This is a genomic window from Aquabacterium sp. A3, from assembly GCF_038069945.1.
In the GTDB taxonomy this organism is placed as follows: domain Bacteria; phylum Pseudomonadota; class Gammaproteobacteria; order Burkholderiales; family Burkholderiaceae_C; genus Aquabacterium.
Map to the genome: position 1 here is coordinate 372,212 of NZ_JBBPEV010000001.1, position 20,133 is coordinate 392,344.

The window sequence follows — 20,133 nt, forward strand, 5'->3', positions numbered from 1 at the left end:
ACAAGCTGCGGGCCTGATCCGCCCCCACCCTGCGCGAATTGCACAGTCGTGCACAATCCAAACCATCATGTCCACATCATCAGCTCACCCCACACTGAGCTACCCCTGGGGCGATCACCGCCCGTCGACAGGCAGCTTCACCACACTTTTGCCTGGCCTGCACTGGGTGCGCATGCCCTTGCCTTTTGCGCTCAACCACATCAACCTCTGGGTGCTCGATGACGACCTGGATGGCCAAGTCGGACTGTCAGTGGTGGACTCTGGCGTGGCCACCGAAGAGATACGCGCCGCCTGGGAAGCCCTGTGGTCCACAGCGTGGACACCACAGCCGCTGCTGCGCATGGTGGTCACGCACATGCACCCCGACCATGTCGGCAACGCCCATTGGTTGATGGAAAACTTTGGCCGCAGCCAGGGTGCGCAGTTCTGGATGAGCGCCACCGATCACCTCGCTGCCTTACTGGCCTGCAAGGAAACCACCGGCTATGGCGGTGTTCGGGCGTCTGCGCACTTTGCAGCGCACGGTCTGGCAGACCCCCAGGCCCTGAGCAAGATACAGGCGCGAGGCGACTATTACGCATCCATGGTGCCGGACGTCCCACGCAGCTTTCACCGACTCATGGATGGTCACGTCTTGCGCATGGGTGGTCGTCAATGGCGATGCCTGAGCGGCCATGGACACAGCCCGGAACACATCTCGCTGTATGACGAACGCGATGGCGTGCTGATCTCTGGTGACATGCTGTTGCCCACCATCTCGACCAATGTCAGCGTGGTTGACATGGAGCCAGAGGCTGATCCTCTGGGGCTGTTTCTCCGCTCTTTGGAGCGCATGCGGGATCTGCCACCTGACACATTGGCCCTGCCCTCGCATGGCCTGCCCTTTCGGGGCATCCACGCCCGGATCAATGCCTTGCAGGCTCATCACGCCGAGCGATTGACCGATGTGGTCACGCACGCCAGGCAGGCCCCGGTGTGTGCAGCGGATCTTTTGCCGGTGTTGTTCAAGCGTCCGCTGGACCTGCACCAGACCACATTCGCCATGGGCGAGGCCCTGGCTCACCTGAACCACCTGTGGCTCAAGGGCGAACTGAGACGCGAACGCGACGATCAGGGCGTGTGGCGATTCACTGCGGCACGCTAAGGCGTCGCAGGCTCTGCCGCGGCTCGTCGTAGTCGGGCAAGACAGAACGCACCACTTCCCAGAATCGCAGGCTGTGGTTCATTTCGCGGAGGTGCGCCAGTTCATGGGTCACGACATAGTCAACGATGTCCTGACTGAAATGAACCAGGCTCCAGTGAAGGCGAATGGATCCGTCGGCACTGGCACTGCCCCAACGGGTACGCGCTGACGAGAGGCTGATGCGCGTGACGGTCACGCCCAGGCGCTGCGCAAAATGAGCAACCCGGGCTGCAAAGATGTGGCGGGCTTCACGCTGCAGCCACGCATGCACCTGGTCTTTCACCTGGGCGGGTGTGGCTTGCGGCCCCAAACCCACCAGCAGGTTGCGCTCATCGGCGGACAAGGCCACGCCATTCAAGTCGGGCTGCAAAACCAATCGGCGGGGCTGACCCAAGAACGGCACCAGGCCACCGTCCACCCACTCAATGCGAGCCTGTGCCTCGCGTTGCACTCGTTCGCGCTGCTCCAGCAGCTTCTTGCACAGCCATTGTTCTTTGGATCTGAGCGCGGCCTCCACATCCGCGACGCTGACCCAGCGAGGTGCCCGAACGCTCAGACCTTCGGGCCCGACCACCATGCCAATGCTCCGCCGGTGGGCCCGCTTGAACTCATAGGCGATGATGGCCTTTCCCAGACGGATCTCTCGATCGGCCAGCGGGTGGCGAAAGCAAGGCAGCGTGCACACGGAAGGTTCATGATGGCCCGCCACATCCAGCGGTACCGCTGCAGATCGACCGTCGGTCGGGGCAGCGGATGTGGGCACCTCGGAGCGCGGAGCCGGCGCGGGGTCATCGCCCCACAGCGACAGCTGAATCGGCTCCAGGGGCGTCAATTGAGCTCTCCAAGCTCGCCCATGTGGGTGGCCACCGGGCTGTCTTCGCCGTGGATCTGCCGCTCTCTGAGCACCAGAAAATCAGCAAAAGAAGACAGGTCCGGGTGAATGGTGAGGTCGGGAACCCGACGCCGCAAATCCTGAAGCTCGGCCTCGCTCATGGTGGCAGCCTGTCCGGTGCGCACCAGATGGGGCTCGCAACCCACCGACTGCGCCGCCAGCACGTCACGCGGCAGGTCGCCCACCATGGGAACCCCTTGCAGGCTGACGCCGAATCGCTGCCCGATCATCTGAAACAGTCCCGGCTGCGGCTTGCGACAGGTGCACAGGTCTTCGGGCGTGTGAGGACAGAAGAACACGGCATCGACCCGACCACCCAGTCGAGCCAGCATCTGGTTCATCTTGGCGTGCATGGCATTGAGGGCCACCATGTCGAACAGCCCCCGCCCAATGCCCGACTGATTGGTGGCCACCACCACATGCCACCCGGCATGGTTGAGCCGGGCAATGGCATCCAGCGCCCCCGGCAGAGGCACCCACTCGTCGGCGGACTTGATGTAGTCCTCACGCTCGTGGTTGATGGTCCCATCTCGGTCGAGGATGACGATCTTCATGCCCTCTCCAGGGCTGGCGCTGCGCATGTGTGATCAGGCGGCCAGCCGCGCCAGATCAGCCACCCGGTTCATGGCGTCGTGCAAGACGCTCAGCAAACCCAGACGGTTGGCCTTCAGTGCAGGCTCGTCGGCGTTGACCATGACGCTGTCGAAAAATGCATCAACAGGCGCACGCAACGAGGCCAGAGCTTGCAATGACGCAGTGTAATCCCCTCGATCAAAAGCCAGCTGGGCTGAAGGGGTCACAGACTGCAGCGCTTCATACAGCGACACCTCTGCAGACTCGCGCAGCAGGGCTGCATCCACTTGAGGCTGCACCGCCTCATCGGCCTTCTTCAGGATGTTGCCCACACGCTTGTTGGCCGCGGCCAGCGCCGCCGCTTCAGGCAAGGCCACAAACGCCCTCACGGCGGCCAAGCGCCGGGGCACCTCGCCCAGCCGGGCAGGCCGCAGGGCCAAGACGGCATCGACCTCCTGCGCGGTGAACCCCTGCTCGCGCAGGGACACCGCCAAGCGGTCTGCCATGAAGCCCAGCAAGGCGTCGCTGGGGTCCACGATGAGCTCGCCGAAGGTGGCTGCCGCATCGTGGATCAGGGCTGGCAGGGACAGCGGCAAGTCCTTCTCGATCAGGATGCGAATGACGCCAAGCGCATGGCGTCGCAACGCGAACGGGTCTTTGTCGCCCGTGGGCAACTGGCCAATGCCGAACAAGCCCACCAGGGTTTCGAGCTTGTCTGCCAGAGCGACCACCGTGCCGGTGTGGTTGCGCGGCAGGCTGTCGCCGGCAAAGCGCGGCTTGTAGTGGTCTTCAATCGCGATGGCCACGCCGTCACGCAAGCCTTCATGTCGCGCGTAGTACGCGCCCATGATTCCCTGCAGTTCGGGAAACTCGCCGACCATGTCGGTCAGCAAGTCGGTCTTGGCCAGGCTGGCCGCCTGCTGGGCCTTGCTGTCCAGGACGTCGAAATGATCCTTGTCGTCCACGGTGTAGGGCACGGTGGACAGACGCAACTGGTTCACGATGGCGTGGGCAATGGCACGCACACGCTCCGAGCGCTCTGCCTGGGTGCCCAGCTTGTTGTGATAAACCACCTTGGCCAGCCCAGGCTGGCGGGACGCCAGGGTTTTTTTGCGGTCCTGGTCGTAGAAAAACTTCGCGTCGGCCAGACGAGGACGCACCACGCGCTCGTTGCCGCCAATGATGGCGCTGGGGTCTTCAGGGCAGATGTTGCTGACCACCAGGAACTGGTTTGTCAATTTGCCGGACGGCGCCAACAAGGGAAAGTACTTCTGGTTGGCCTTCATCGTCAGGATCAGGCACTCCTGGGGCACCTCCAGAAACGCGGCTTCGAACTGCCCGATGAGGACATTCGGGCGCTCCACCAGGGCCGTCACCTCGTCCAGCAAAGCCTCATCATCGATGGGGCGCAGGTCTTTACCCGCACGTGCGGCTGCGGCGTCCAGCTGGCGCACGATGTCTGCCCGACGCTCTGCAAACGACGCAATCACCGCACCCTCGCGGCTCAACTGCTCGGCATAGGTGTCTGCGGTCAGCACGATGATCTTGTCGACCTTGGCCTCAAAACGGTGTCCGCGGGTCACGCGCCCGGACTTGAGCCCCAGCGCCGACACCTGGACCTCTTCACTGCCATGCAGAGCCACGAGCCCGTGGGCAGGACGCACAAAATTGACGCTGGTCCATCCCGGCTGGAAATCACTGCCGTCGCCTTGCTCCAACTGGTAGGTCATCACCTTGGGAATGGGCAGACGCGCGAGCGCTTCATCCAATGCTTTTTGCAGCCCTTCGGCCAGCGAAGCGCCGGGCTTGACACTGTCAAGAAACAGGGCTTCAGCCTTGCCATCTGGCGCGCGCTGCAGCGTGGGCACCACCTCGGCACCCAGGCCCATGGCGCTCAGTTTTTTCAACAGCGCTGGCGTGGGCTGCCCAGCGGCATCCAGCGCCACGCCCACCGGCATGAGCTTGGTGCGAACAGCCTGATCCAGGGCGCGCCCCATCACCTCAGAAATGTGCGCGGCCAACCGGCGCGGTGACGCATACGGCGTGACGATGCTGTTTTCTTGGGCCAGCCCTTGCGCCTTCAGACTGTCGGCCAGCACCTGGGCAAAGACTTCACCGAGTTTCTTCAGGGCTTTGGGCGGCAGCTCTTCAACGAACAATTCAACCAGCAGGTTGGCGGTGTGTTGCGGGGTGGTCATGCTCAGGCCGCCTTCTTGTTGTTCAGTTGTTCGATCACTTCATCGGCCCAGGCTTTGGGCGCCATGGGGAAGCCCAGGCGGGCGCGGCTGTCCAGGTAACTGGCCGCCACACTTCGCGCCAGGTTGCGGATGCGACCGATGTAGCCAGCACGCTCGGTCACAGAGATGGCGCCACGGGCGTCCAGCAAGTTGAAGGTGTGGGCGGCCTTGAGCACCTGCTCGTAGGCCGGCAGCGCCAGTTGCTGCTCCATCAGGTACTTGGCCTGTGCTTCGTAGCTGCCGAAGGCCCCAAGCAGGAACTCGACGTTGCTGTGCTCGAAGTTGTAGGTTGATTGCTCGACTTCGTTTTGGTGGAACACATCGCCGTACTTGATGCCAGGGGCGTAAACCAGGTCATAGACGTTCTCGACGCCCTGGAGGTACATGGCCAGTCGCTCCAGACCATAGGTGATCTCGCCAGTGATGGGCTTGCAGTCGATGCCGCCCACCTGCTGGAAGTAGGTGAACTGGGTGACTTCCATGCCATTGAGCCACACCTCCCAGCCCAGGCCCCAGGCGCCCAGCGTGGGGTTCTCCCAGTCATCTTCGACAAAGCGAATGTCGTTTTTCTTGAGGTCAAAACCCAGGGCCTCAAGCGACCCGAGGTACAGCTCCAGGATGTTGGCTGGCGCAGGTTTGAGCACCACCTGATACTGGTAATAGTGCTGGAGGCGGTTGGGGTTCTCGCCATAGCGTCCATCTTTGGGACGACGGCTGGGCTGCACATACGCGGCCTTCCAGGGCTCTGGGCCCAGGGCACGCAGGAAGGTGGCGGTGTGACTGGTACCGGCCCCGACTTCCATGTCATAGGGCTGCAGCAGCGCACAGCCCTGTGCGTCCCAGTAGCTTTGGAGTCGAAGAATCAGTTGCTGGAAGGTCAGCATGGTCAGGCCTTGGTTGCCAAGGGCAACAGCAATGGGTGAATGAAGGCTCGCGGCAAATCGCCGCGTAACCCATGATTTTAGTGATGATCAAGTGCAGGGGACGAGCGGGCGCGACGGATCGGTGCCCACGCCACCAGCAAAACCAGAGAAACACCCAGGCACGCCAATGGCAGCAGCCCCCAACGCCCGGCCCACCAGGCAAACGGGGTGACGCCCGCATAACCTTGCACGCGAACACGCAAAACACCGCGGGTGTTGGCGGGCATCGCTGCACGCACCTGCCCCAGGTGATCGATCAACACCGTGGCCCCCGTGTTGGTGGAGCGCACCGTGGGGAGCTGAAATTCCAGCGACCGCATGCGGGCAATTTGCAGGTGCTGGTGGATGGCCACCGACTCACCGAACCAGGCCAAGTTGCTGACATTGACCATCAAGGTCGGTGCCGTGGCGGCATTCACGAAACGCGCGGCAATTTCTTCACCAAACAGATCTTCATAACAAATGGTAGGTGCCACGCGTTGGCCATGCACGCCAAACGAGGGCGCATTCAGCGGCCCCCGGCTGAAATCGCCCAGCGGCATGTTCATCAGGTTGACAAACCACCGAAAACCCCAGGGGATGAACTCGCCAAAAGGAACGAGGTGGTGCTTGTCATACCGATAAAACTCTTCCGCCCCACCGCCTTGGGCCGCAGGCCCGGACAGACCCACCACTGAATTGGTGTAGCCCTGTTCAAAATCGCCCAAAGGGATGCCGATCAAGGCATGCCGCTCGCCCAGAAACCCTTGACGCAGGGACGCCCAGTAGCCATCAGGCAACTGGTCTGGCAACAGCGGTATGGCGGTCTCGGGCGCCACCACCAGGTCAGCCTGGCTGCCCAACAGGGTTTGCGCATGCCAATTCAGGGCATCCCACTGACGCGCCGGGCTGAATTTTTCATCTTGCGGAATATTGCTCTGCAGCAGGTCCACCTCCAGCGGCGCTGCATGCGGCTGGGTGTGTGCGCGCACCGTCCAGCCGCCGCCCAGGGCCAGCGCCACCAAACAGCCCAGCCAGGCCAGCACCATACGGCGCTGCCGCCGTGCCGCGAGCACCAGGCCGGCCAGCAGGCCCGCCCAGACGGCGCCCATGCCATACACGCCAAGCCAGGGGGCCAGCGCCACCAAGGGGCTGTCGATCAGCCCATAACCACTGGCACCCCACGGAAAGCCCGTGAACAACCAGGCCCGCGCCAACTCGGCCAGCAGCCACAACGCGGCCCACAGCATTGCATCGGCCACCACATGGCGCCGCCGCCATCGCACCCAGGCCCATCCCGCTGCAGCAAGGTACAAAGACAAGGCCACACACAGCAGGTACACGGCCAGGGCAGACAACCATGCCGGCAGGCCGCCAAAATGGTGCAGACTGACGAACATCCAGCCGGTGGCACCCAGCAGCCAGACGGAGCCATACAGCCAGGCACGCCAGGCGCCCTGCCAGGTCGTTTCGCTGTGCACCAGGAGCCATATCAAGGCACTGAGCGCCAGACTTTGCATGAGGGCAGGAAGCCCCTGCCCCCACTGCGCCACCACGGGTGCCAGCGCACAGGCATGCACGCCGCCGGCCAGCACGGCCAGGACAGCCGCCCTCCTGTTGGTCAACGGCATGGGTTGCTCAAGACGTCAGCGTGTCGCCGTCAGACAGCGCCCGCGTGACCTTGAACCATCGAACAGCACCGCCCCGGGCCAGCATGACCGTGAAGCGCAGGCCCTGGATGTCCACCTGTTCACCACGTCTGGGCACGCGCCCCAGTTCGTGCGCCACCAGGCCGCCGATGGTGTCGAAATCTTCGGCCGGCAAGGAAGTCTCGAACACCTCATTGACCGAATCGATGGAAGCGTCGCCCGCCACGCGCTGGCTGCCATCGGCCAGCGTGAAGATGCTGGCATCGCCATCCTCGTCGTCGAATTCATCCTCGATCTCGCCAACGATTTCCTCAAGCACATCCTCAATGGTGATCAGGCCCGCCGTCTTGCCGAATTCATCAATGACGATGGCCAGATGGCTCCGGTTGGAACGGAACTCGCGCAGCAACTCATTGAGCCCCTTGGACTCGGGCACGAACAAGGGCGGACGCAACAAGGTGCGGAGATTCAATTCAGGCGCCCGCTGCAGTTTGAGCAGGTCCTTGGCCATGAGGATGCCGATGATGTTGTCACGCTGCCCCTCGAACACGGGAAAGCGTGAATGCGCGGTCTCGATCACCTGCCCCAGCAACTCGTCATAGGGGGCATCGATGTCCAGCAAATCCATGCGCTTGAACGCCACCATCACATCGCCGGCGGTCATGCCGGCCATGCGGATGACGCCTTCCAGCATCACCCTGGACTCAGGCTCGATCAGATCGCGGTGCTCTGCATCAGCCAGGGTCTTGATCAACTCGGCCGTGGAGTCAGGGCCGGGTGACAAGAACTCGACCAGACGAACAAACAGGCTGCGGGCATCCTTGGGACGGGGGGCAGACCAGGGCTGGCCGGCCTGGCGATCTGCCCGCTGCGGGCGACTAGGAGGGTGGTCGGACACGGCAGGGGTGTCGTGGTTGCAATGCCCCAAGAATAACCCAGCAGCCTGACAAAAGCTGCGCCCCCCGCAACAAGGGGTTGGCAAGGGGGCTACACTGAAGGCATGAGCATGATCCCCGTCACCATCCTCACCGGATTTCTGGGCAGCGGCAAAACCACGCTGCTCAAACGCATCCTCACCGAATCACATGGTCAACGCATCGCCGTGATCGAGAACGAATTCGGCGAAGAAAACATCGACAACGACATCCTCGTGGCCGACACGAACGAGCAAATCATCCAGATGAGCAATGGATGTGTTTGCTGCACCATCCGTGAAGACCTGCGGGCCACGCTGTCCGAGCTGGCGCACAAGCGTCGCGACGGGCAGCTTCAGTTCGAACGCGTCGTGATCGAAACCACCGGCCTGGCTGACCCGGGCCCAGTGGCGCAGACCTTCTTCATGGACGACGAAATTGCCGAGTTGTACCTGTTGGACGCCATCGTGACCCTGGTGGACGCCAAACACGGCCAACAGCAACTCAACGACCGGCAAGAGGCCCAGCGGCAGGTGGGCTTTGCCGACCAGATCTTTCTGTCGAAGACCGATCTCGTCTCGCCGGCCGAAGCCGATGCCTTGTCGCACCGCATCAAGCACATGAACCCCCGGGCACCGCAAAAGCGCGTGCATTTTGGTGAAGTGCCCCTGCAGGAGTTCCTTGACATCCGCGGCTTCAACCTGAACGCCAAACTGGACATCGACCCCGACTTCCTGAAAGACGATGCCCATGGCCACGCTCACGGCCACGGCCACGGCCATGACCACCACGATCACGACCACGATTGTGGCCATGATCATTGCGACCACCCGCACCACCACGCTCACGATGACGACGTCAAATCGTTCGTCTACAAGGCCAACAAGCCCTTCAATGCGACCAAGCTGGAAGACTTTCTGGGCTCGATGGTGCAAATCTATGGCCCCCGCATGCTGCGCTACAAGGGCGTGCTGCACGTGGCCGGCATGGACCGCAAGGTGATCTTCCAGGGCGTCCATCAACTGATGGGCAGCGACCTGGGGCCCAAATGGACCCCTGGCGAACACAAAGTCAGCAAGATGGTGTTCATCGGGATCGACCTGCCCCAGGATCTGTTCCAGGCTGGGCTGGATCAATGCCTGAACTGAACGGTATCCACCCCATCGAGGGATGTCCTGACCGCCTGCGCGTCTGAACCATGGCTACAATCCGCGCGCCTGCTGCACTGTCCAACCACCCCATCCTGGGGTCGGCGCATGCGCAGGCTGCGGGCATGCAGTACCCCCGCCCGATCCGTCACCTTGCGGCTCACGCCCATCGCACAGGAGGTTCACCGTGACGAAAAGCGCAACATCGGCCAAGACTGCCTCATCCGGTAGCACGTCCCGCACCCGCAGCAGCACCCGGCAGCCTGCCGCCAAGAAAGCTGCTCAAGCTGAGGCGGGCGCTACCGAAAAAACGACATCGGCAACCTCCACGACCAGCCGCGCCAAAAGCCCGTCTGCTCGCGCCACCAACCCCTTGAACGACACCATGTCCACAGCCACCAAGGTTGACACCAAACTTGCCAACGCCTGGAAAACCAAAGCCGGCCGCGACTTGAGCGAAGCCGAACTCTTGGCGATGCCAGATGCCGAGTACATGAACGACAAGCAATTGGAGTTCTTCCGCACCCGCCTGGAGGCCCAGAAGGAAGACCTGCTGTCCAATGCCGGCGAAACCACCGAACACCTGCGGGAAGACACCTCCATCGTGCCCGATCCGGCTGACCGCGCCACGATCGAAGAAGAGCATGCCCTGGAACTGCGCACACGCGACCGCGAGCGCAAGCTGCTCAAGAAAATCGGACAGGCGATTGCACGCATCGAGGCAGGCGACTACGGTTTCTGCGACGAAACCGGTGAACCCATCGGCCTGGGCCGCCTGCTGGCACGCCCCACCGCCACCTTGTCGCTGGAAGCGCAACAACGCCGCGAACTCAAACAGAAAATGTTCGGGGATTGACCCCCGAACGTGAAGCACCTGACAAGGCAGAGGAACCCAGAGGTGACCAAAGAGGCCGGCGGCTTTTTGAAGAAGGTGGCTCGTTTTGTGGCCAATCCGACCACGGACTGGGCCGACCTGGACAAGCCCAAAGGCGCTTCCGGTGACAGTGATTTCGCCAAAAGCGAGATCAAAGCCATGATCGAACGCAAGCGGCGCAACGACTTTGTGCGCAAGCGCGAACTCGACATGCTGCGCAAAATTCGCCGCGAGGGTCTCACACCCGATGCGGCGCTGGCCTTGGGCAACCCATCCAATCTGGACCCCGAATCGTCGCCACAGGCGGGCGCCCGCTCGGACGTGACGGTGAAGGCCAAGATCGACGCCATCGAGCAGCAGATGGTGGGCCTGAGCAACCGTGCGCCTGATGCGGTGGTTCAGCGTCCGGCACACCATGCCATTCGCCTGGAAGACGTGCCCGCGCAGCCCGATTCCAGCCCGATGACCTTGCCGTATGAAGAGCCTCCGCCAGAGATCTCTCAAGCGGTGCTGGACGCGGCCCGCATGGGCCTGCCAGGGTCAACCCGCGACGGCCACAGCAGCCTTTCACCGCACCTGGGCGTCCCCACCCTGGACGCGCAGCTGGAGGTGATCGAGGTCATGCAGGACCCCGAGCTGGACGAAGCCGTCATCGCCTTCGCGAATGCGGATTTTGACCAATGCGAGAAAAGCCTGCTGGACCTGGTTCAGCCCGGTGCACCCCGCCACGATCACGTCGACACCTGGATGGTGTTGTTCGATCTGTACCGTGCGCTGGACGTGCCCCAGAAGTTCGAGCAACTGGCGCTGGCGTTCGTTCAGAAGTTCGGGATGTCGGCGCCACAGTGGTATTCCTTGCCTGCCAAAGTCAGCGCCTTCTTGAACGCCACGCAGGCAGACACCCCGGTCGCGCACCCCGATGAAGACCTGGCGCCCGACTCAGAGGGCCAGCTCGAAGGCTGGGTGGCGCCCACCGGCATTGACACCGAGGCCGTGGCCAACCTGCGCATGGCCTGCTTGCAACTGCCCCGCCCATGGACGATGTCGTGGCATTTGGTGCAGGATGTGACCCCTGAAGGCGCGGCTTTGCTGGGGCACCTGATGGGCCAGTGGGCTCAGGACGGGCAGACTTTGGTCTGGCGCGGCGCCGAGCACCTGCTCCATGTGCTGGAAGAGCGCAGCCCTACCGGCGTTCGCAGCGAAGATCCGGCTTTCTGGATGCTCAAGCTGGCGGTACTGCGTTTGTGCAACCGCCCTGATCGTTTCGACGAGGTGGCCATCGATTACTGCATCACCTATGAGCAGTCGCCGCCCTCTTGGGAGCCCCCCAAGGGCCTGGTTCAGCACACCGAAGAGGGCATCAGCCCCCCAACCCGCCCGCTGTCCCACGTCAGCGAAGTCACCACCAGCTTCATCGAATCCCAGATGCATGAAGAGGTGGAGTTTGTTCAGGTCGCACGCCTGAACCTGTCGGGACAACTGCTGGGTGACATCGGGGACACCTTGCGCCACCTGGATGACCAGTTGGGCGCCAGTGTGACGCTGGAGATCGATTGTCAGCACCTCTTGCGCGTGGACTTCATCGCGGCCGGCGACCTGCTCAACTGGGTGCTGTCGCGACGCGGCGAGGGGCGACAGGTCATTTTCTTGCAGCCCCATCGGCTGCTGGCCCTGTTCTTCGGGGCCATGGGCATCAACGAGCATGCCCGGGTCAGACTGCAGACCGTCTGAACCTTCCCCTCTTGAAATCAAGGGGGCAGCCCTCAACTGCCGCTGCCTGACAGCAGCAATGACACACCATGGATTCTTATCACGGCACGACCATCGTGAGCGTTCGGCGCCAGACCGAACAAGGCTGGCAGGTGGCCATGGGCGGCGACGGCCAGGTGACCCTGGGCCACATCGTGGTCAAAGCCAGTGCCCGCAAAGTACGCAAGCTTTACAGAGACCAGGTTCTGGCCGGCTTTGCCGGTGCCACGGCAGACGCCTTCACACTGTTCGAGCGCTTTGAAGCCAAGCTCGAAAAACACCAGGGCCATCTGGCCCGCGCAGCGGTCGAACTGACGCGCGACTGGCGCACAGACCGGGTGCTGCGCCGGCTGGAGGCGATGCTGGCCGTGGCCGACCGAGACACGTCCTTGATCATCACCGGCAATGGTGATGTGCTCGAACCCGAGCACGGCATCATCGCCATCGGCTCCGGCGGTGCGTATGCCCAGGCAGCGGCGCGCGCCTTGATCGACCACACCGCCCTGCCCCCGGCCGACGTGGTCAAGCGCTCGCTGGAGATCGCGGGCGATCTGTGCATCTACACAAACCAGCAGCACACCCTGCTGACCCTGGACTGATCCTGGCCAACCAGGCCCCGACACCATGAGCATGACCCCACAGGAAATCGTCAGCGAGCTGGACCGCCACATCATCGGCCAGCGAGATGCCAAGCGCGCCGTGGCCATCGCCTTGCGCAACCGCTGGCGCCGCCAGCAGGTGGATGACCGGCTGCGCAGTGAAATCACGCCCAAGAACATCCTGATGATCGGCCCGACGGGCGTGGGCAAGACCGAAATCGCCCGACGCCTGGCCAAACTGGCCGACGCACCGTTCATCAAGGTCGAAGCCACCAAGTTCACCGAAGTGGGGTATGTGGGCAAGGATGTCGACACGATCATCCGTGATCTGGTGGAGGCAGCCATCAAGGAAGAACGTGCGCGGCAAATGCAACAGCAACGCGTGCGCGCCGAAGACGCCGCCGAAGATCGCATCCTGGACGTGCTGGTGCCACAGCCACGCCATGAGGTGGGGTTCGGCGCCAGCGCCACCGGTGACAACACGGCGCGTCAGGTGATGCGCAAGCGCCTGCGCGAAGGCACGCTGGACGACAAGGACATTGAAATCGAGCTGGCCGATGCCAAGCCCGCCGCCGTTGAAATCATGGGCCCGGCAGGCATGGAGGACATGGCCGAACAAATTCGAGGCATGTTCGCCCAGTTGGGGCAAGGCAAACGCAAGACCCGCAAGGTGACCGTGGCCGAGGCGCGCACCCAGTTGATTGAAGAAGAAGCCGCCAAGTTGCTCAACGAGGACGAGATTCGTGCCAAGGCACTTGAGCGTGCCGAGCAAAACGGCATTGTCTTCATCGATGAAATCGACAAGGTGGCCTCGCGCTCGGAAAACCAAAGCGCCGACGTGTCTCGACAAGGCGTTCAACGCGATTTGCTGCCCTTGGTCGAAGGCACCACGGTCAACACCAAATACGGCATGGTCAAGACCGACCACATGCTGTTCATCGCCTCAGGTGCCTTCCACCTGAGCCGCCCCAGTGACCTGATTCCCGAACTGCAGGGACGCTTTCCCATCCGGGTCGAGTTGTCGGCTTTGTCCGTGGACGACTTTGAGGCCATCCTCACCCAGCCATCGGCCAGCCTCATCAAGCAGTACCAGGCCCTGCTGGCCACGGAAGGGGTGAGCCTGCGATTCACTGACGACGCGATCCGGCGGATTGCCGAGTTGGCCTGTCAGGTCAATGAGCGCACTGAAAACATCGGGGCCAGAAGACTGGCCACGATGCTTGAACGCTTGCTCGAAGAGCTGTCCTTTCAGGCGCCGAATCTGTCAGGGCAGGATCGCCTGATCGATGCCACCGAGGTGAATCAGCGCCTCAATGCGCTGGCCGGCGATGAAGACCTCTCACGCTTCATTCTTTGATCGCGTCCACCGCCAACGACAGCAGCCCCTCAAAGATGAGGTTCTCGACCACGACGGCGGGCAAGGTGTCGATGTGAGCCAGACGGGACACCGCGCCACCTGACATCACGAGGTGGGGCTCACGCCCTGTGTGCTGACGCAGGCGTCGCATCATCCGCTCGATGGCGCCTGCGATGGCATCGGTGCCGCCACTCATCAAGGCGTCGCTGGTGTTGCGGGGAAAACTGTGCACCTCGCCGGTGGGCACCTTCAGACCGGCGGTGCCACTCTCCAGGGCCCGGTACATCAGACCGAAGCCCGGCAGGATGAGCCCCCCCAGAAACCGTCCCCCCGCGTCGATGGCATCGACCGTCACGGCCGTGCCCACCATCACGGCGACGGTGGGCGGTGGATCCTCCGGATGGCGGCTCAGCACATGTTGTCGTGCACCGACGATGGCGGCCCAACGGTCGGCACCCAGCCGTTGAGGGTGCTCATAGCCATTGACGACGCCCGCAGCGTGGGCCGACGCTGACACCCAGCGCGGCGCCAGCGCCCAACCAGACATCAGTTGTTCTTCCACCCGCCGTTTGATGGCCTCACCGGCCACCACGCACCCCAGCATGTCAGTGGGCCTCTCCGGCAAGGACTTCCATGACAAATCCCACAAGTGGTCGATGTCTTCCAGCACCACCGCGCCATGGGCCAGCAAGCGAGCCCCGGGACGGGCCTGTTCATAAATTCCCCATTTGAGCCGCGTATTGCCGATGTCAATGAGCAAGGAAGCCATGAAAAACCGCCGGCCGACCGGCGCATACAAACATCCATGGATTGTCATGCAAGAAGGACGCGCGCACGATGTTTAAAACAGCCCGATCGTTATGGCAGATAATGATCCCATCACAACTGGCACGCTGTTGCCTGGGATCACCATTCATGACCACCTTTGTTCGCTCATGGCTCCTGGGCCTCGTCCTGAGTGTTGCCACCATGGCACAAGCCGCCGTCAACGTCGACGGGATCGCGTTTGAAGACACCATGAGCCTTCAGGGGCAGACCCTGCAACTCAATGGGGCAGGCAAGCGCGTTCGCATCATCGTGGACGTCTATGCCATGGGCCTGTACACCGTGCAAGCAAGCCAGGATCCGTCGGTGCTCATCAAGGCCGGCGGCCCCAAGAACATCCGCATCGTGATGATGCGCAACCTGGACGGCGAGGACTTTGCAGAGGCCCTGGTCAAGGGGTTCAAGAGCAACCACAACGCCGACGAACTGTCGGCCATGCAAGCCAGGCTGGATGAACTCAGTGGGGCCATGCGTGCGTTCGGAGAGATCAAAAAAGGCACGGTCGTGGACATCCACATGCTGCCCGAAACGGGCTTGCGCGTGCTGGTCAATGGCCAAGCGCGAACGGCCGCGATCCCGGGCACCGACTTTCAAGCGGGCATCTTGCGCATCTGGTTGGGCACCTCGGCGGTGGACAAAGACCTCAAGTCAGACCTGCTGAAGCGCCCCTGACATCTCTGTCATGTGACGAAAGGCATACGGGTGGGCCGTATACCGTGGTTACCTTCTTGCGCAACCCGCGCGAAAGGCGCATAACCTGAGGACATCAGTGAACCAGCACCTTGCGCATGATCGATCGCCGCCTGCCCTCCATTTCGGCCTGGGTTGATGCCTACCGCGATGCCCTGATCCCGGTGCTGCCTGGCACGCTGGCCGACCTCCATCAGTTCCGTGACATCGAAGAGCGCACCGGCAGCGTGGACGCCCACACGCTGTCGGAAGCCTTTTCACACGACCCGCTGATGACGCTGGACGTGCTCAAGCGGGTGGCCCGACACTGCCGCTCGTCTGGCGCCGAACCACCAGAGACCCTGGTTGGCGCCATCGTCATGCTGGGCATCGGCCCTTTCTTCAGGGCCTATGAGCAACCCGTGTCCATCCTTGACTGGCTGCATGAGCACCCTGCGGCCACCAGTGGCCTGCTCAAGGTCATCACGCGGGGACGCCGTGCAAGCCGGTTCGCCGTCAACTTTGCCTTGCGTCGGCAAGACGAAGACGCCCTCATCATCCAGGAGGCGGCGCTGCTGCACGACTTTGCAGAGATGCTGATGTGGTGTCACGCCCCTGCGCTCATGCAGCAGGTGTCGGATCAACTCAATGCCGATCACCGCCTGAGATCGAAAGACGTGCAGCAGGACGTGCTGGGCATCAGCCTGGACGACCTGGCGATCCAGTTGATGCAGCAATGGAGCTTGCCGCCCCTGCTGATCGAGTGCACCGACGACCGGCTTGCCCACCATCCCCGCATCCGGACCACCACACTGGCGGTGCGCCTGGCTCGGCACTCACAGCATGGCTGGGACGATCCTCACGCGCAAGCGGCCTGGCCTGACGACATCGCTGATGTGGCTGCGCTGATCAATTTGTCCAAAGACGCAACATGGCGCCTCATTCAGGACATTGACGGTTGAGGGCAGGCCTCAGCGCCACTGCCAGCCACCGCGCAAGGCCTCCACCGCACCCAGGCCCATGGCCGCACCGAACCGCTTGGCCAGCCGCTCGGTCAGGTCCTCGCGCTGGGTGTAGTCGACGATGTCTTCCACTTTGACCACGTCACGCGCCACTTGATCCAGGCTGCCCAGGTGATCGGCCAGGCCCAAGCCCACGGCCTGCTGCCCGTTCCAGAACAGGCCCGAGAACGTGGTGTCGTCTTGCTTGAGGCGCTTGCCCCGTCCAGCGCGGACCACCTCGATGAACTGCTCGTGGATCTGGTCCAGCATGGACTGGGCGTACTGTTCTTGCTGGGGGTCGCGCGGCGAATAGGGGTCCAACATGCCCTTGTTGCTGCCCGAGGTCATGAGGCGGCGCTCAACACCGAGCTTGTCCATGATCCCGACGAAACCAAAGCCATCCATCAGCACGCCGATCGAGCCCACGATGGAGGCCTTGTCGACGTAAATTTCATCGGCAGCCACGGCGATGTAGTACGCCGCAGAGGCGCACATCTCTTCGCACACCGCATACACCGGCTTTTTGTGCAAGCCCTTCAGGCGGCGGATCTCGTCATTCACCAAGCCGGCCTGCACCGGGCTGCCGCCAGGGGAATTGATGCGCAACACAACCGCCTGCGCCCCGTGGTCTTCAAAGGCATCGCGCAGCGAGGCCATCAAACGATCGGCACTGGCTTCGGCATCGGCGCTGATGGCACCGCGCACCTCCACCAAGGCCGTGTGGGAGGCGCTGGGGGCTTTGTGTGCCGTCATGCCTGGCCAATTGAGCGCCAACAACGCCCCGGCCACGCCCAGCCACACCAGCCGCCAGAACCAGCGCCAGCGCTGCTCTCGTCGCTGTTGCGCCAGGTAAGCGCTCGCAAACTGCGTCAGCACCGCATTTTGGGCAGCACTTGAAACCGGGCAGGAGGAATCGTTGACACTCATGATGTGGCGCAAATCGCAGCAGGCAGAACCAAAAACATGGTGCCCACTTCAGGCGGGCACCGGCTGTATGTGAGTGGAAGGATACCAATAGACCACGCCCTCACGCTCTTCAACCTCAACGGTCTGCAGACGTTTGCCTCGGCAGGGCCCGCTCACGCACACGCCCGATGGCGGGTCATAGAGCGCGCCATGGACCGAGCAGATGATGAAGCGTCGCTCCATGTCCCAGAACTTGCCGGGCTGCCAATCCATCTCGGCCGGCACGTGAGCGCAGCGATTGAGGTAAGCCACAGGCTTTTGCTGATGGCGCAGCACGAACGCAGAAGCCGGCCGCCCAAACTCCAGCACGTCAAACACCACCGCATCACCGGCCTCGATCAGCTCGTCCGATGCGCACACACGCTGCGGAAGACACACCGGTTCAGGCATGGCGCTGAAGCCAGTCGCTCAGCTCCTGCATGGAGTGGGCCACATGGCGGGTGGGGTACTGGGCAAAGGTAGAGGGCTCGTGGGCGCCGTAGCTGACGGCCACGCTGTGGGTTCCGGCATTGAGCGCCAGTTGCAGATCATGGGTCGTGTCGCCGATCATCAAGGTGCGCTCGGGCTCCACGCCAAACTCGGCCATCAACTCCTGCAACATCTGCGGGTGGGGTTTTGAAGCCGTCTCGTCGGCCGTGCGGGTGCCATCGAAAACACCCCTGAGCTCCACATGGGCCAAGGCCTCATTGAGCCCCTGACGCGACTTGCCCGTGGCCACGGCCAACCAGTGGTTGCGCGCCTTGAGCGCCTCCAGCAGGGGCAAGGTACCCTCAAACAGGCTCAGCTCGTGCTGGCGCTGAAAATAGTGGTGGCGATAGCGCCTGCCCAACTCGGGCACGCGTTCGGGCGCCAGACCCGGTGCCACATGGGCCAGCGCGTCATGAAGGCCCAGGCCGATGACGTAGGCGGCCTCCGATCGCGGAGGCACCGACAGCCCAAGGTCTGCGCACGCCGCCTGGATGCATCCAACGATGAGGGCCGTCGAGTCATACAACGTGCCATCCCAGTCGAACACGATCAGGTCATAGGTGCGAGGACGCGCACCACCATCAGACATACCAATCACATGAGCTCCAAGCCACCACCCATGGCTCCACTGTAGCGCGACCGCAAAGCCTGGAGGCTCACAAGGGATCCAGGGCAGCGATCAGGCCCTGACAGTCGGCGGGCAAAGGGGCTTCCAGCACCAGGTCCTGCCCGGTGACGGGATGGGCCAGTCGCAGGTAACGCGCATGCAGGAACATGCGCTCGAAACGCCCCTGCGGCAAACGCGCCCGGTGCAGACCCGGCCACACGCCCTCGCCGCGGGCCAAGGCCTTGTTGAGGGCAAAGTCACCGTATTTGTCATCGCCCACGATGGGATGGCCCTCGTTGGACAGGTGCACCCGAATCTGGTGGGTCCGCCCGGTCTTGATGGTCACATCCAGCAAAGAAAAGCCCGCGAATGATTGCACCACGTGCACCAGCGAAATAGAGCGCCGCCCTACTTCATCCGACGCCTTGACCGCCTTCACGCGGCGCTCGCCCTCGGCTGTCAGGTACTTGTGCAGCGCCACATCAATGATTTTTTTACGCGCTGGCCACGCCCCTTGCACCAGTGCGGCGTAGGTCTTGTGGGCCTGGCGGTGGCGAAACACGTCTTGCAAGGTCGTCAAGGCGCTTCGCTTCTTGGCGATCAACAAGATGCCTGAGGTTTCCTTGTCCAGCCGGTGCACCAGCTCCAGAAAACGTGCCTGAGGCCGAGCTCTGCGCAATTGTTCGATCACGCCAAAACTCACGCCACTGCCCCCGTGCACGGCCACGCCGGCGGGCTTGTTGATCGCCAGCATCACCTCGTCTTCGTAGATCACCGGGAACTCGCGCGCGGGCACCGCCGCCAGTTGAGACTCGTCTTTTTCCGCCAGGCGCAACGGCGGCACACGCACCTCATCACCCAGGGCCAGCCGAGTATCGGCCTGCGCCCTGCCCTTGTTCACCCGCACCTCACCCGAACGGATGATGCGGTACACCAGGGTCTTGGGGGCACCCTTGAGCACACGAATGAGGAAGTTGTCCAGACGCTGACCGGCCGAACCCTCATCGATGATCAGCCGCTGCACGCCGGGGGTGGCAGGCGTGATGTTGGCGGGTTTTCCGGCGTCGTTTTCAGAACGACGGGATACAGATTTCACACCTATAATGGGTTGAGCCACGGAATGGAATGCGTTTGGTGATTCGGCAAGGGCCTTTTCATCTGCGAATACCGACCCAACAGGATTGCATTTTAACTTCTCGACAATCCCTAGGGGCGCCGGACCGGGCCAGGCAGGGTGTCCTGCCAATTTGATGGTGATGCAGCAAGGGCGTGATGCCGGAGAAAACCACCCAAGGTGTGGTTTTGCCGCCTGAACGGCCTTGTCAGAGCCAACGTCGATTGAACCAAGATCCAAGGTTGAGGGTCGGCAGCGCAACCGTGCTTTTTTCCGGCACCGCGCGCTGCGGACCGTGTCAAACAAGAACCCGTGTCCCTCCCGTCACTTTGCTCCCTCTTGCAGGGCCACAGCCACAACCGCGCCCATCGTGAGCGCGCTGTGCTGTGTCGTCTGGCGCATCCTG

At 62.7% G+C, this 20,133-nt stretch carries 19 protein-coding genes; 8 read left to right on the forward strand and 11 right to left on the reverse strand.

All coding sequences use genetic code 11. The annotated features are described in order from the left end of the window. Positions 1-67: 67 nt before the first annotated feature. The gene (locus tag WNB94_RS01635) at positions 68-1,144 is read left to right on the forward strand and encodes an MBL fold metallo-hydrolase (RefSeq protein ID WP_341387949.1); all 1,077 of its coding nucleotides are present in this window, start codon (positions 68-70) and stop codon (positions 1,142-1,144) included. Here the strand turns inward: WNB94_RS01635 and WNB94_RS01640 are convergent. The 6 genes from WNB94_RS01640 to WNB94_RS01665 all read right to left on the reverse strand — a co-directional run bounded on the left by WNB94_RS01640 (position 1,128) and on the right by WNB94_RS01665 (position 8,334). Then, positions 1,128-1,868 (reverse strand): M48 family metallopeptidase, encoded by a 741-nt coding sequence (locus WNB94_RS01640; protein WP_341387950.1) that lies wholly within the window; start codon positions 1,866-1,868, stop codon positions 1,128-1,130. The two genes, WNB94_RS01635 and WNB94_RS01640, sit on opposite strands and share 17 nt — an antisense overlap. A gap of 143 nt (positions 1,869-2,011) precedes the next feature. Then, positions 2,012-2,629: a D-glycero-beta-D-manno-heptose 1,7-bisphosphate 7-phosphatase gene (gene gmhB / locus WNB94_RS01645; RefSeq protein WP_341387952.1), complete on the reverse strand. Its 618-nt coding sequence runs from the start codon at positions 2,627-2,629 to the stop codon at positions 2,012-2,014. Between the two features lie 33 nt (positions 2,630-2,662). Then, positions 2,663-4,846 (reverse strand): glycine--tRNA ligase subunit beta, encoded by a 2,184-nt coding sequence (glyS, locus tag WNB94_RS01650; protein WP_341387953.1) that lies wholly within the window; start codon positions 4,844-4,846, stop codon positions 2,663-2,665. A gap of 2 nt (positions 4,847-4,848) precedes the next feature. Beyond that, a complete protein-coding gene (glyQ, locus tag WNB94_RS01655) occupies positions 4,849-5,769 on the reverse strand; it encodes a glycine--tRNA ligase subunit alpha (protein ID WP_341387954.1) in 921 nt (306 codons plus the stop codon). 77 nt (positions 5,770-5,846) lie between these two features. After that, the gene (lnt, locus tag WNB94_RS01660; RefSeq protein ID WP_341387955.1) at positions 5,847-7,418 is read right to left on the reverse strand and encodes an apolipoprotein N-acyltransferase; all 1,572 of its coding nucleotides are present in this window, start codon (positions 7,416-7,418) and stop codon (positions 5,847-5,849) included. A 7-nt stretch (positions 7,419-7,425) separates the two neighbouring features. After that, entirely contained in the window at positions 7,426-8,334 is a 909-nt protein-coding gene (locus WNB94_RS01665; RefSeq protein ID WP_445819012.1) for a CorC family transporter, read from the reverse strand. Positions 8,335-8,436: 102 nt separating this feature from the next. On the opposite strand from WNB94_RS01665, the gene WNB94_RS01670 reads away from it, so the two are divergent. The 5 genes from WNB94_RS01670 (at position 8,437) to hslU (ending at position 14,077) form a co-directional block, all read left to right on the forward strand. After that, entirely contained in the window at positions 8,437-9,498 is a 1,062-nt protein-coding gene (locus WNB94_RS01670) for a CobW family GTP-binding protein (protein WP_341387957.1), read from the forward strand. Between the two features lie 187 nt (positions 9,499-9,685). Next, complete coding sequence (gene dksA / locus WNB94_RS01675) at positions 9,686-10,354, forward strand: RNA polymerase-binding protein DksA (protein WP_341387958.1); 669 nt, start codon at positions 9,686-9,688, stop codon at positions 10,352-10,354. A 42-nt stretch (positions 10,355-10,396) separates the two neighbouring features. Next, positions 10,397-12,103, forward strand: a complete 1,707-nt coding sequence (locus WNB94_RS01680; RefSeq protein ID WP_341387959.1) for an STAS domain-containing protein — start codon at positions 10,397-10,399, stop codon at positions 12,101-12,103. Positions 12,104-12,171: 68 nt separating this feature from the next. Continuing rightward, positions 12,172-12,720 carry an ATP-dependent protease subunit HslV gene (gene hslV / locus WNB94_RS01685; protein WP_341387960.1) on the forward strand — a complete coding sequence of 183 codons (549 nt, stop codon included), beginning with the start codon at positions 12,172-12,174 and terminating at the stop codon, positions 12,718-12,720. 25 nt (positions 12,721-12,745) lie between these two features. Then, entirely contained in the window at positions 12,746-14,077 is a 1,332-nt protein-coding gene (gene hslU, locus WNB94_RS01690) for an ATP-dependent protease ATPase subunit HslU (RefSeq protein WP_341387961.1), read from the forward strand. Here the strand turns inward: hslU and WNB94_RS01695 are convergent. Next, on the reverse strand, positions 14,067-14,846 hold the full coding sequence (locus WNB94_RS01695) for a type III pantothenate kinase (protein ID WP_341387963.1): 780 nt from the start codon (positions 14,844-14,846) through the stop codon (positions 14,067-14,069). The genes hslU and WNB94_RS01695 overlap by 11 nt on opposite strands. A 146-nt stretch (positions 14,847-14,992) precedes the next feature. Between WNB94_RS01695 and WNB94_RS01700 the strand changes: the two genes are divergently transcribed. Next, on the forward strand, positions 14,993-15,574 hold the full coding sequence (locus WNB94_RS01700) for a chalcone isomerase family protein (protein WP_341387965.1): 582 nt from the start codon (positions 14,993-14,995) through the stop codon (positions 15,572-15,574). Positions 15,575-15,690: 116 nt separating this feature from the next. Further along, a complete protein-coding gene (locus WNB94_RS01705) occupies positions 15,691-16,533 on the forward strand; it encodes an HDOD domain-containing protein (RefSeq protein WP_341387966.1) in 843 nt (280 codons plus the stop codon). Positions 16,534-16,542: 9 nt separating this feature from the next. On the opposite strand, the gene WNB94_RS01710 is transcribed toward WNB94_RS01705, so the two are convergent. The 4 genes from WNB94_RS01710 to WNB94_RS01725 all read right to left on the reverse strand — a co-directional run bounded on the left by WNB94_RS01710 (position 16,543) and on the right by WNB94_RS01725 (position 19,637). Continuing rightward, positions 16,543-17,499, reverse strand: a complete 957-nt coding sequence (locus WNB94_RS01710) for a S49 family peptidase (RefSeq protein ID WP_341387968.1) — start codon at positions 17,497-17,499, stop codon at positions 16,543-16,545. Positions 17,500-17,547: 48 nt separating this feature from the next. Then, positions 17,548-17,928: a Rieske (2Fe-2S) protein gene (locus WNB94_RS01715; RefSeq protein WP_341387970.1), complete on the reverse strand. Its 381-nt coding sequence runs from the start codon at positions 17,926-17,928 to the stop codon at positions 17,548-17,550. Continuing rightward, positions 17,921-18,595 (reverse strand): HAD-IA family hydrolase, encoded by a 675-nt coding sequence (locus WNB94_RS01720; protein ID WP_341387972.1) that lies wholly within the window; start codon positions 18,593-18,595, stop codon positions 17,921-17,923. Before WNB94_RS01720 ends, WNB94_RS01715 begins: the two co-directional genes overlap by 8 nt. Positions 18,596-18,662: 67 nt before the next feature. Further along, positions 18,663-19,637 (reverse strand): RluA family pseudouridine synthase, encoded by a 975-nt coding sequence (locus tag WNB94_RS01725; protein WP_341389908.1) that lies wholly within the window; start codon positions 19,635-19,637, stop codon positions 18,663-18,665. Positions 19,638-20,133 lie beyond the last annotated feature (496 nt).